The following is an 11,324-nucleotide window of genomic DNA, read 5'->3' on the forward strand; positions in this document are numbered from 1 at the left end:
CACGCTGAGCCTCCTGGGGCCCACGCCCACGCCCACGCCGGCCCCCATGTCCGCGTCCGCGTCCACGTCCACGTCCACGTCCACGTCCACGTCCACGTCCACGTCCACGTCCACGTCCACGTCCACGTCCACGTCCACGTCCACGTCCACGTCCACGCCCACGCCCACGTGAACGTGAACGGCGCGAGCACGCAAACGCACCAGACCCCTGCCTGGCCATGGTGCCGGCCCGTGCCCTGGTCGCGCTCGCCGCCCGCACCCTCTCCCTCCACATGCCCCCTGCAGCACGTCCTGCCCGGCATTCCTGCATTTGCTGACGAATTCGCCTCGCGCCGCCCGGGCCGGCTGCCAGACTGCGGGCTCGCGCAGCCGCGCAGGGTCGCCGACAGGCAGGCACTCACGACGAGGCAGGAGGAAAGCATGGCAGTTGCACGTCTCTCCACGCACCTGGCGGCGGTGGCCACCGCCGCGCCCTCCTCATCGCAGCGCCCGAGCGGCCCGCCCTTCCCCACGAGTCGCTGCTTCCTGCGTCCAGCCGCATTCGATCCGCATGCCCTCCCGCTGACGGCAGCCGCTGCGATCCGTCCGCGCGATCACGGCCCCTGCCCTGTGCGCACCGGCCTTGCGCCGCCGCAGGCCCGCCCCCCTTGCCTCAGCACCGCGGCCGCCCCACAGCCGCCGCGGCACGTCGCCACTGCAGGTGCAGCCTGAACCCCGGGCTGTGCCGGTAGTCGGCGCCCGGGCAGGGGCCGGTCGTCGCCCACGAGGCGGCGCGCCGGCGCCGGGCGCCGTCACTCAACCAGGAAACTCGAATGAAGATGACCTGTTGTGATCCCCGCCCGTCCCGCCGCTGGCTGCGATGCGGCGCTGCCCTGGTACTCGGGCTGTCGGCCTCCTGGGCCAGCGCCGGCTACTTCCAGTGGGATGTCGTCGAACTGCCGGCATCCTCCGGCGCCGCGTGCGGCAATGGCACGCCCTATCGCTTCTTCCTCAACCGCACCCCCTTCACCCGCAACACGGTGGTGATGTACGAAGGCGGCGGTGCCTGCTGGGACCAGGCCTCCTGCCTCGGCCAGGGCAGCCTGAGCGCCACCAACCCGGACGGCGTCCCGGCCGACTACCTTGAGCGGCTCAGCGCCGCTGCCTTCGGCCTCATCACCCCTTTCACCGCCCGCGCCCATCCCTTCAACCAGGTCGCCACCCAGAGCTGGAACATCGTCTACCTGCCCTATTGCACCGGCGACGTCCACACCGGCAATGCGGTGCAGGTGTACAGCGACAGCAATCCGGCCGAGCCCCGCGTGGAGCACCACCGCGGGCAGGCGAATGTCACTGGCGCCGCACGCTGGCTGCGCGAGCACATCGGGCGCCCTGACGAGCTGCTGCTGACCGGCTTCTCGGCCGGCGGCGCCGGCTCGATGGGCACCTACCCGCTGGTGCGTGACATCCTGCAGCCCGGCCGCTCCTCGCTGCTGTCGGACTCCGGCCCGCTGTTTCCGGCCCGGCGCGGCGCCACGCCGGCGCAGGCGCCGTCGCTGCCGCTGCACAACCGCATCCGGGACGCCTGGGGCCTGGACCGTCCGGGCAGCCTCCTCGACGCCTTCGCCGATCGCCCGGGGCTGGACCGGGAGAACCTCGGCAGCGTGGCCAATGCGCTGGCCTTGAGCTATCCCGAGGACCGCTTCAGCTATGTGCTGTTCCAGGAGGATGGCATCTACTCGGCCTTCAGCTACGCGAAGTTCCATCCCGACATCATCGGCGCGCCGGACGAGCCCACCCGCCGCAAGCTGATCAACCAGCGCTGGCGGCAGGACATCTCGCAATGGCTGCCGGTACTGGGCCAGCACGACAACGTGGGTTGGCACGTGCCCTTCTGGCGCTCCTTCAACGACGCGCACTGCCTGACCATCGTCGACTTCTCGGGCACCGGCATCGAGGAGAGCGGCATCGCCGACCTGTCGCCGGTGGTGGAGAACGTCCTGCAGCGCCAGGCGCCGCCGATGCGCCATGTCGAGGCCGACCAGTCGTCCGACTATGCGCGCCCCGTCAATCCCATCCAGTCGCTGGTGAGCTTCCTGCGCTGGCTGTTTGGTTGAGCGCCTGAGCGGCTGAACCGCAAGGCCGCTCGAGCGCCGGGCGGCCAGGCACCGCCGGGGTCAGGCCCTGAGCCTGGCCCTGGCACGCAGCACGAACTCGTTGGTATGGCTGCGGCCGAGCAGCGCCTGCAGGTCGTCCTGCGGCCGCGGCTCGCCCAGCCAGCCGGCCGCTTTCCAAGCGGTGCGCAAGGCGTCTTCACGCAGCTCGCCATCGGGCGAGTAGGACTCGCGCACCTTGAAGAAGGACGCCAGATAGAGCGCACGGTCCCCCATCAGCTCGGCCGGCACCGTTTTGATGATGTCCTGCGGCTGCGCCGTCTGCAGCCAGCGCAGCCCCCGCACCACCGCATAGACGAAGGCCTCGCAGGTGCGCGGATGGCGCTCCACGAAAGCCGGCGCCCCGTACACGCAGGTGCCCGGCATCGGGCCGCCGAACAGCTCATGTGCGCCCTTGGGCGTGCGCGGATCGGCCACCACCCGTGCCTCGCCGCGCAGCTCCAGCTGTGTCATGCCGGGGTCCAGGTGGCTCAGGGCGTCGATCGCGCCGTTGCGCAAGGCCTGTACGGCCTCCTGCATCGAACCATGAGGGACGAACTGCACCTCTGCCGGCTTGAGCCCGCCCTTGGCCAGGCACACGCGGGCCAGCACCTGCGACAGGCTGCCAGCCGCAGCCACCCCGAGGCGCCGCCCCCGCAGGTCGCCCATGCCGCGCCAGGTCGACATCAGCCGCGCAGAAACACCGAAGGACACCTTGGGTGTCCGCCCTTCGAGCACCACGGTGCGCAGCGGATGCCCTTGCAATTGCCGGGACACGAGGCCCAGGTAGGCGCCCGAACCGAATTCGGCATCGCCCGCCAGCACCGCATGCGAGGCACTGCCCGGCTCCGGCACTTCGAGCAGTCGCACGTCGAGCCCCTCGGCGCGGAAGTAGCCCAGCTCCTGCGCCACCGTCAGCGGCAGGTGGCAGAAGGACTCGCCCCGCCCGAGGGCCACCGAGACGCGAACCTGCTCCGGCTGGGCCCGGGCGCCCCCCAGGCCGGTGCCCAGCAGCACCGCGGCGGCGCCGAAGGTGCGCAGGCAGTCGCGCCGGCTCGGGCGGCGTGAAGGGCGCATCAGCGGAACGGGCAGGTGCAGCGGCATGACCGGCAGCTTATCGGCAGGACCTGCCGGCTCCAATCGGGACCGATCCGGGCAGGGAAACTCCCAGCGACGGCGATACTGCCCGTCACACCCGCGTTGCCGTCCCGGAAAACAACAGGCCGATGTTGACGGCCAGTGCAGCCGCCCACACCAGGCTGCGCAAGGTCGCCTTGTCGGCCAGGTACAGCGCGATGTAGGCCAGCCGCAGCCCCACGAAGGCCGCCGCCAACAGGTCCACGCGCGCGGCCGGCGCGCCGGTGCTGATGGCGATGGCCACCGCGCCGATGAACAACGGCAAGGCCTCGAAGCTGTTGGCCTGCGCCGCATTGGCCCGTTGGCGCCAGCCTTGCTGGCGGGCCAGCCAGGCGCGCGGGTCATGGTTGTCGTAGCCGCCTTCGCTGCGGCGCTTGCCGAGCTGGCCGGATTTGGCCAGCCCTGCGCACACGATCGGCAGCAAGGCAGCGATCAACACACACCAGATGGCAATGCTCATCGGTCTTCGCTCCTGGCAAAGGCATCCCGCGGGGGGACAGAGGCGGCCCGGCTCAGCGCCGCTCCACCAAGGCATGGGCGATGGTGCCCAGGTCGACGTATTCCAGTTCGCTGCCCACCGGCACACCGCGCGCCAGGCGGGTCACCCGCAGGCCGCGGGCCTTCAGGCCCTCGGCCAGCACATGGGCGGTGGCTTCGCCTTCGGCGGTGAAGTTGGTGGCGACGATCACTTCGCGCACCTCCCCCTCCGCGGCACGCTCGAACAAGCGCTCCAGGCCGATCTCTCGCGGACCGATGCCGTCCAGCGGGCTGAGCCGGCCCATCAACACGAAGTACAGCCCCTTGTAGCTGCCGGTGCGCTCCACCGCGGCCTGGTCGGCCGGCGTCTCGACCACGCACAACTGCGCCGTGTCGCGCTGCGGGTCGAGGCAGGTGTCGCACACCTCGGCCTCGGTGAAGGTATTGCACAGCCGGCAGTGCCGCACATCACGGATGGCGTCGTCGAGGGCCCGCGCGATCAGGTGGGCTGCCTCCCGGTCGTGCTGCAGCAGGTGGAAGGCCATGCGCGTCGACGACTTCGGGCCCACTCCGGGCAGGCGGCGCAAGGCCTGCACCAGGGCATCGAAAGACGACATGTGTGGCAGCGGTACGGCGTTGTGTGGGAATGCGGGTCGGGCGCGAATCGCTCGCGGGCACTCAGAACGGGAACTTCATGCCGGGCGGCAGCGGCATGCCGGCGGTGAGCTTGCCCATCTTCTCCTGGCTGACTTCCTCGGCGCGGCGCACGGCGTCGTTGAAGGCGGCGGCGACCAGGTCCTCCAGCATGTCCTTGTCGTCGGCCAGCAGGCTGGGGTCGATCGTGATGCGCTTGACGTCGTGCTTGCAGGTCATCAGCACCTTCACCAGGCCGGCGCCGGACTGGCCTTCCACCTCGACGCTGGCCAGTTCTTCCTGGGCGCGCTTGAGGTTGTCCTGCATCTGCTGGGCCTGTTTCATCAGGCCCGCGAGTTGTCCTTTGAGCATGTCTTTCCTTTCGGGTTCAAGGGGTGTCGGTGCCGGCATCAAGGGGCCGGCGCCCGGGTAATCTGCACAGCTTCATACCGGCCGGATCGAGCCCGGCACGATGCGTGCGGTGCTGAATTGCTGCATCAGGGAGCGCACCAGCGGGTCGCCCTGGATGGTTTCCTCGGCCTGGCGCTGCCGCGCAGCGCGTTTGGCGGCTTCACGACGGGCCGGTGTGTCCTGCGTCGGCGCCACCTCGAGCTGCAGGCGCACCGGCCGGCCCAGCACCTCGGCGAGGGCGGCTTCCAGCTTGGCCCGGGTGGCCTCGGCCGCCAGGGTGTTGCGCTCGACCCGCAACTGCCAGGGCGCCTCGCCGTCGGCCATGGCGCAGCACTCGGCCTGCATCGCGAGTTCGCGCACCAGGGCCGAAATCAGCTCGCGCTCAGCCATCTGCAGCACCAGCGCATGCCAGCGCTCGCCAATGGGCGAGTCCGCCGCGGCGGGCACCGCGATCGGCGCAGCGACGGAGGCCGGCTGCTGCTGCACGAAGGCAGGCGGTGCCACGTCGAGCACGGCCGGCTCGGCTCGCGCCGGGACCACGGAGCCCGGCGCAGGCTCGGCTTCAACCTGCGGCGGACGGGGGTCTGCCGGGGCCGGCGCGGGCGCGATGGGGCGAGTGGCTGCAGCAGCCGGCGCAGGGTCCTCGGGCAGGTCCTCCCAAGGCGGGGGTTCGGCGCTGGCGCGAGCCGGCGGCTGGATGCTGCGTACCGGCGCGGTGCTTGACTGGCGCAAGGCCACCGGCCTGGCCGCGGCCACCGGGGGCGCCGCGAGCGGCTGGTGGGCCGGGCCGGCAGAGGTGACCGGGGTGTTCTCGGACAGCTGCCGAGCCGGCGGCTCGGCTGGCTGGGCCGCCGCTGCAGCGGCCGATGGGGCGGACTGCGCAGGCCGCGCCTCCGGCTGGGCTGCCACGCCGGTGCCCGTGGCAGCCGGCCCGTCGAGCCGCGCAGCCGGAGTGCCGGGCTGGCGCAATGCAAGCGAGGCTTCCGCGCCTGGCGCAGCGGCCTCGGCCGACGGCTCGTTGCTGCGCATGGCCACGCGCAGGGCGGCGTTCTGCGCCGGCCGCTGCAGCGGCGCCGAGGACGCCGGCCGCCCACCGCCACCACCGCCCACGGCCGGCTTGAAGGCCAGCATGCGCAGCAGCACCATCGTCAGGCCGCTGTACTCATCCGGTGCCAGCCCCAGTTCGTTGCGGCCGTGCAGTGCAATGCTGTAGAGCAGCTGCGTCTCGTCGGCCGGCAGCAACTCGCCGAGGCGGGCCAGCCGCTCGGCCTCGGGATCGCCGGCATCGGCCGCGTCGGGCACCACCTGCAGCACCGCCAGCTGCTGCAGCAGCACCGCCATTTCCTCCAGCGCCCCCTGGGCCGACAGCCCCTGGGCCCGCAGCTGCCGGGCGGTATCGACCACCGCCGCACCATCCCCGGCTGCGAGGGCCTCGATCAGCCGGTAGACATGGCTGCGATCGACGGCGCCGAGCATCTGGCGCACACCCGCCTCGCGCAGCTCGCCGGAGCCAAAGGCAATCGCCTGGTCGGTCAGCGACAGCGCGTCGCGCATGGAGCCGCGCGCAGCGCGCGACAACAGCCGCAGCGCTCCGGCATCGGCCGCGATTTGCTCGGCCTGCAACACGGACTCCAGGTGCTCCAGCACCGTCTCGGGCGCCATCGGCCGCAGGTTGAACTGCAGGCAGCGCGACAACACGGTGACCGGGACCTTCTGCGGATCGGTGGTGGCCAGCACGAACTTCAGGTACTCCGGCGGCTCTTCCAGCGTCTTCAACATCGCGTTGAACGCGGTGTTGGACAGCATGTGCACCTCGTCGATCATGTAGACCTTGAAGCGCCCCACCACCGGCTTGTAGACCGCCTGGTCCAGCAGCTGCGAGATTTCTTCAACACCGCGGTTCGATGCGGCATCAAGCTCCACGTAATCGACGAAGCGGCCGGCATCGATGTCACGACAGGCCTGGCACGCGCCGCAGGGCGCGGCGGTGATGCCGCCCTGCCCGTCGGCACCCACACAGTTGAGCGATTTCGCGAGGATGCGCGAGACCGTGGTCTTGCCCACGCCGCGGGTGCCGGTGAAGAGGTAGGCGTGATGCAGGCGCTGCTGCGTCAGCGCATTGGACAGGGCCTGCACCACATGCTCTTGCCCCACCATTTGCTCGAAGGTGCGCGGGCGGTATTTGCGGGCCAGGACAAGGTAGCTCATGTCGCAATTCTACGGGGGCGGCGCCCCTCCTCGCCGGGGCCACGCAGCGAGGCGCAATGCACTTCACTTCGCAACTTTCGATGCCGCGGCGGACGCCGGGCGAAAAGCTGGCCTACAATCGCGCTTGACGGGCCTCCCCGCATGGGAGCGCGGCCAACCGGGTCAGGTCGGGAACGAAGCAGCCCTAACCGTTGCGACCAGTGCCGGGGTTAAGGCTCGTCACCCATCTTCTCGAAAGCCGCCACGCGGCGGCTTTCCATCCATCGGTGGTGTTCAAGGGAAGCAGACCATCCCGCCCGTGCACCCCATCAAGGGCCGACATCGGACCCGCCCACCCCACCGATCTCCGCTGCACCGATCTCTGCTGCACAGTTGGCCAGTAAGGGCCAGCATGGCCTTCGATCGCGCCATGCACCGCGGTGCCCGGCACGCTGCAAGCACCGTTTGAAGGCCAAGCCGCCAGCGGCCTGTCCGGCACCGCCCACATGCCGGGCGGGACCGCAGCTCGCCCATCCACCGCCGAGCCCGACAGCCCCCCGCAGGCGGTACTGGCCGCCCCTTGGCGAAGGAAAGGCGCGCTCCTGTCGACGTCCCTGCTCCGGGGGCCTCGTGCCGGCTGGCCGCAGGATAAGGTGAACGCTCCATCACGCCAGGAGCTTCAGACGTTCATCCCTCCTGCACTTGCCCGCGGGGGCGTCGCCTTGTCGCTCGCCCTGGCCACCGGAGGCTGGCTGGCGGCACCTCGCTACCGCCTGGTCAATCTGGATCGGTTCGAGGCTGTCTACAGCAGCGCCGGCGACATCGGCGAAAACAGGCTGCTCACCGACGCAACCGCCCGCACTCCGTAGGATCACCAGGAATCCCAAGGACGCGCCTTCATCCATGACGGCAGCACCATGCACGACCTGGGAACGCTCGGCGGCAGCACCGGCTGAGCCGATGGCATCAATCAATGCACGAGGCACCGTCACCTGAGCGGCGCAGCTCGCTGGTGACGCAGCCATGCACGCGTTCCTGCACGATGGCACCGTGCTGCGCGACCTGGGCACCCTTGGAGGGGCAGGCTCGGTCGGCGGTGACGCCAATGCCGCAGGGCATGGCGTCGGATCCTCTCAGATCAAAGGCAGCAGCGCCGCCCGTGCGTTTTCCTACGATGGGGAAACGACGCAGAACCTGGACCTCCTCGACGCAACCGGTGAAGGCGGGGAGCTCACCTCAGCAACCGCGATCAATGATCGCGGTGGAATCGTGGGCTACGGGCAGATCCACGGGAGGCGGCACGCATACTTGCAGCAGTCGATTCCCGAGCCGCACACCGATGCGCTGATATGGGTCGGCTGGGTGGCCAGTCGGCGGCCACCTTGCCAGGCGCCGCCGCTGAGCGCCTTCCCGCCAAGCCGGTCGGGAGGGTCAGGCGGCAGCACACTTCGGGGCATGCAGGCGCCCCCTGCACCGCTCCCAGTCACAGCGGCGCGGCGCCGATATGCCGGGGATCGTGCCGGCCTGCCCCTGGCAAGCGCGGTCCACCCGACATGACGCGCAGCTGCCATGAGCCCGACGCGATGCGAGTCGTGGATGCCGCCAGCAGCGGCCTGTGCGGGATTCGGCAGTTCGCCGAGCCAGTCGCTCCAGCGGAGGAAGGCCGGCAGGCAGCGCAGACTCCACGATGCCACCCTCCGGGGCGCGACACCTCCACAGCTGGACCGCCCCACGGCCCGGCTGCCGGCCTGCCGCGGGCCCAGGGTTTATACCGAGTTTCGCCCTGTCCAGGACCGTCGCCCACCACCTCCGGCATCGATGCCACTGGCAATCGGCCCCGGCTTGGTGCATCGGTCTGCGAGCCCTGACAGGTTTAGACGATAGCTGCGCATACATATGCGTGGGCATCCCGCCCTTGCCCTTGGAGCAGACATTACCCTGCACATTCGCAATCGCGAGGAGACACAGCATGACCATCGCATGGGACGCAACCCGCATGATCGTTGAACGCGGCTTCGAGCCGTCGCGGCCATTGCCTGAGACCCCATCGGACGACACCGAACCTTGGGCTCCGCACAGTGCCGGACTGCCTTTCACCGTGGTCCTTCGCAGCCCCGGCCCGCACATCGACTATCAGACCGTGCTCCTGCATGCCAGCACCTGGCACGACGCCGTTTCGCTCGCCCTGGAAGACCGGCAGGACTGCGACGTCTGCGCCGTCTTCCCGGGCCATCACACCGACGTCTGGAACGATTGACAACCCCCATCCCTCATGCCGTCGCCTCCGCGCTCATGCGCCAAGCGGCGGCATGTCTTTATGTTTCCGGGGCGGTCGTTCCACCCGGGGATCGTTTCAATAAAACGGGCGGGAGCCCCCTGCGTCATCTCCTCCCGGTCCTCCTGCCCATTCGGACAGATGTAAGGCTCGGTTGCGCCACCCGGTGCCCACCGCCATGTCTACCAGTGCGAATTGGACGGCTTCAATATGTCGGCAAGATGACTCTGTCGCTGATCGCCGCCCGCCTTTGACCGGTTTCGCGGAAACAACGATCACGCGGCCCAGCGCAATACTGCTCCGGCTCCCCTCCCTTTCGGACATTCCGGCGCCTGCGATCACCTCTTATATTTCTTCATCGTTTCGTCAGAAAACGGAAACATCTGCTGGTTTCTCATCTCGGCTGCGGAGAAACCTAGCAAAAACTACAGCTACTCTCCCCTGCAGGCGTTTGGTGAAATGGAGTACAGAGAGCACGACAGCACCCCGTCGTGCTGAGGTGGCAGGATAAACGGCACCTGCCTCACTGATCGGCCGTTTCTCACATCGTCCTACCGATATCGCCATGCCCGCGCCTTATGCGGCGTGCGCCCGGTGTCGTTCCGAATTTGTGGAGGTCGCACAATGGCTCAGCAAGCCGAATTTACAGGGAAAATCCTGCTCGTCGGTTTTGGCTCTATTGGTCAAGGCCTGTTGCCGCTGCTTCTGCGGCATTTATCAATATCCGCTGACCGAATAAGCATCATCACGGCCGATCGCAATGGCGAATCGATCGCCCGCGAATACGGTGTGTCGCACTCGGTAAATCCCCTGACACCCACCAATTACCAGGAGATTCTCAAGCCGCGCCTGAAGGCCGGCGATTTCCTGGTGAACGTCTCGAATGACGTCTCGAGCTTCGCGCTGATCGAGCTGTGCCAGCGCCTGGGCGTGCTCTACCTCGACACCTGCATCGAACCCTGGGCCGGCGGCTATGTCGACGAGGCGCTCACGCCCGACGAGCGCAGCAACTACGCCTTGCGAGAGCAGGTGCTCGGCCTGCGCCGCGACCTGCCCCGCGGCCCGACGGCGGTGCTGACCCATGGCGCGAATCCCGGCCTGGTCTCCCACTTCGTCAAGCAGGCCCTGCTGGACGTCGCCCGCGACCTGCAGGTCGAGGCCGACGTGCCGACCCAGCGCGAGGGCTGGGCAGACCTGGCACGCAGGCTGGGCGTGAAGGTGATCCACATCGCCGAACGCGACCACCAGGAGTCGCAGCCGCGCAAGCAGCCCGGCGAGTTCGTCAACACCTGGTCGGTCGACGGCTTTGCCGGAGAGGGCTGCCAGCCGGCGGAACTCGGCTGGGGCACGCACGAGCAGCAGCTTCCGCCCGATGGGCAGCACCATGCCTACGGCTGCCAGGCGGCGATCTACCTGAACCGCCCCGGCGCGGCCACCCGGGTGCGCAGCTGGACGCCGATGGCAGGCGCCTACCACGGCTTCCTCATCACCCACAGCGAAGCCATCTCCATCGCCGACTACCTCACCTGCCGCAACGGGGGCCAGCCGGCCTACCGGCCGACCGTCCACTACGCCTACCACCCCTGCGACGACGCCGTGCTGTCGCTGCATGAGCTGGCCGGCCGCAACTGGGCCTTGCAGCCGCGCAAGCGAGTGGTGAAGGAAGACATCGTGAGTGGTGTCGACGAACTGGGCGTGCTGCTGATGGGCCACGGCCGAGGCGCCTACTGGTATGGCTCCCGGCTGTCGATCGACGACGCGCGGCAACTCGCGCCTCATAACGGCGCCACCGGCCTGCAGGTGACGGCGGCCGCCATGGCCGCGATCGACTGGGCCATACGGCATCCGGCGCAGGGCATCGTCGAGCCGGAGGACTTGCCCTTCGACCAGATCCTGCGCTTCAGCCGCCCCTACCTCGGCGAGGTCGTCGCCGCCTACACCGACTGGACGCCCCTGCAGGGACGCGGCCGCATCTTCAAGGAGGACCTCGACACGAGCGATTGCTGGCAGTTCAAGAATTTCCGCGTTTAACCCCGACCGCCAGGCCACGCAATCGACGCTGGCCACAGGAG

Annotated in this window: 10 protein-coding genes and 1 other RNA gene; 5 read left to right on the forward strand and 6 right to left on the reverse strand. The window is 69.2% G+C overall.

Going from position 1 to position 11,324, the window contains the following annotated elements; genetic code table 11:
• Positions 1-812 precede the first annotated feature (812 nt).
• The gene (locus tag N7L95_RS04830; RefSeq protein WP_301258685.1) at positions 813-2,096 is read left to right on the forward strand and encodes a pectin acetylesterase-family hydrolase; all 1,284 of its coding nucleotides are present in this window, start codon (positions 813-815) and stop codon (positions 2,094-2,096) included.
• Positions 2,097-2,156: 60 nt separating this feature from the next.
• Here N7L95_RS04830 and N7L95_RS04835 read toward each other — a convergent pair whose 3' ends face one another.
• From N7L95_RS04835 to dnaX, 5 genes are all read right to left on the reverse strand, one after another.
• Complete coding sequence (locus N7L95_RS04835; protein WP_301258686.1) at positions 2,157-3,236, reverse strand: ABC transporter substrate-binding protein; 1,080 nt, start codon at positions 3,234-3,236, stop codon at positions 2,157-2,159.
• 85 nt (positions 3,237-3,321) lie between these two features.
• Positions 3,322-3,729 carry an MAPEG family protein gene (locus N7L95_RS04840; RefSeq protein WP_301258687.1) on the reverse strand — a complete coding sequence of 136 codons (408 nt, stop codon included), beginning with the start codon at positions 3,727-3,729 and terminating at the stop codon, positions 3,322-3,324.
• Positions 3,730-3,781: 52 nt separating this feature from the next.
• Positions 3,782-4,363: a recombination mediator RecR gene (gene recR, locus N7L95_RS04845; RefSeq protein WP_435870059.1), complete on the reverse strand. Its 582-nt coding sequence runs from the start codon at positions 4,361-4,363 to the stop codon at positions 3,782-3,784.
• Between the two features lie 61 nt (positions 4,364-4,424).
• Positions 4,425-4,751, reverse strand: coding sequence for a YbaB/EbfC family nucleoid-associated protein (locus N7L95_RS04850; RefSeq protein WP_301258688.1), 327 nt, complete (start codon positions 4,749-4,751; stop codon positions 4,425-4,427).
• A gap of 72 nt (positions 4,752-4,823) precedes the next feature.
• Positions 4,824-6,998, reverse strand: coding sequence for a DNA polymerase III subunit gamma/tau (gene dnaX / locus N7L95_RS04855; RefSeq protein WP_301258689.1), 2,175 nt, complete (start codon positions 6,996-6,998; stop codon positions 4,824-4,826).
• Between the two features lie 126 nt (positions 6,999-7,124).
• Here dnaX and ffs point away from each other — a divergent pair.
• Positions 7,125-7,222: signal recognition particle sRNA small type (gene ffs / locus N7L95_RS04860), an RNA gene on the forward strand.
• A 420-nt stretch (positions 7,223-7,642) separates the two neighbouring features.
• Here the strand turns inward: ffs and N7L95_RS29725 are convergent.
• Positions 7,643-8,002 (reverse strand): hypothetical protein, encoded by a 360-nt coding sequence (locus N7L95_RS29725; protein ID WP_301258690.1) that lies wholly within the window; start codon positions 8,000-8,002, stop codon positions 7,643-7,645.
• On the opposite strand from N7L95_RS29725, the gene N7L95_RS04870 reads away from it, so the two are divergent.
• From N7L95_RS04870 to N7L95_RS04880, 3 genes are all read left to right on the forward strand, one after another.
• Positions 8,001-8,534: a hypothetical protein gene (locus N7L95_RS04870; RefSeq protein ID WP_301258691.1), complete on the forward strand. Its 534-nt coding sequence runs from the start codon at positions 8,001-8,003 to the stop codon at positions 8,532-8,534. The genes N7L95_RS29725 and N7L95_RS04870 overlap by 2 nt on opposite strands.
• Before the next feature lie 412 nt (positions 8,535-8,946).
• Positions 8,947-9,234, forward strand: a complete 288-nt coding sequence (locus tag N7L95_RS04875) for a hypothetical protein (protein ID WP_301258692.1) — start codon at positions 8,947-8,949, stop codon at positions 9,232-9,234.
• Positions 9,235-9,876: 642 nt separating this feature from the next.
• On the forward strand, positions 9,877-11,283 hold the full coding sequence (locus tag N7L95_RS04880; RefSeq protein ID WP_301258693.1) for a homospermidine synthase: 1,407 nt from the start codon (positions 9,877-9,879) through the stop codon (positions 11,281-11,283).
• The last annotated feature ends 41 nt before the right edge of the window (positions 11,284-11,324 follow it).

This window comes from Eleftheria terrae (assembly GCF_030419005.1).
Lineage (GTDB): Bacteria > Pseudomonadota > Gammaproteobacteria > Burkholderiales > Burkholderiaceae_C > Caldimonas > Caldimonas terrae.

What these genes read in the sequence shown, in the direction of transcription:
- N7L95_RS04830 (WP_301258685.1), top strand. Translation starts at nt 813, where the DNA reads ATGAAGATGACCTGTTGTGATCCCCGCCCGTCCCGCCGCTGGCTGCGA.
- N7L95_RS04835 (WP_301258686.1), bottom strand. Translation starts at nt 3,236, where the DNA reads ATGCCGCTGCACCTGCCCGTTCCGCTGATGCGCCCTTCACGCCGCCCG.
- N7L95_RS04840 (WP_301258687.1), bottom strand. Translation starts at nt 3,729, where the DNA reads ATGAGCATTGCCATCTGGTGTGTGTTGATCGCTGCCTTGCTGCCGATC.
- recR (WP_435870059.1), bottom strand. Translation starts at nt 4,363, where the DNA reads ATGTCGTCTTTCGATGCCCTGGTGCAGGCCTTGCGCCGCCTGCCCGGA.
- N7L95_RS04850 (WP_301258688.1), bottom strand. Translation starts at nt 4,751, where the DNA reads ATGCTCAAAGGACAACTCGCGGGCCTGATGAAACAGGCCCAGCAGATG.
- dnaX (WP_301258689.1), bottom strand. Translation starts at nt 6,998, where the DNA reads ATGAGCTACCTTGTCCTGGCCCGCAAATACCGCCCGCGCACCTTCGAG.
- N7L95_RS04870 (WP_301258691.1), top strand. Translation starts at nt 8,001, where the DNA reads ATGCACGCGTTCCTGCACGATGGCACCGTGCTGCGCGACCTGGGCACC.
- N7L95_RS29725 (WP_301258690.1), bottom strand. Translation starts at nt 8,002, where the DNA reads ATGGCTGCGTCACCAGCGAGCTGCGCCGCTCAGGTGACGGTGCCTCGT.
- N7L95_RS04875 (WP_301258692.1), top strand. Translation starts at nt 8,947, where the DNA reads ATGACCATCGCATGGGACGCAACCCGCATGATCGTTGAACGCGGCTTC.
- N7L95_RS04880 (WP_301258693.1), top strand. Translation starts at nt 9,877, where the DNA reads ATGGCTCAGCAAGCCGAATTTACAGGGAAAATCCTGCTCGTCGGTTTT.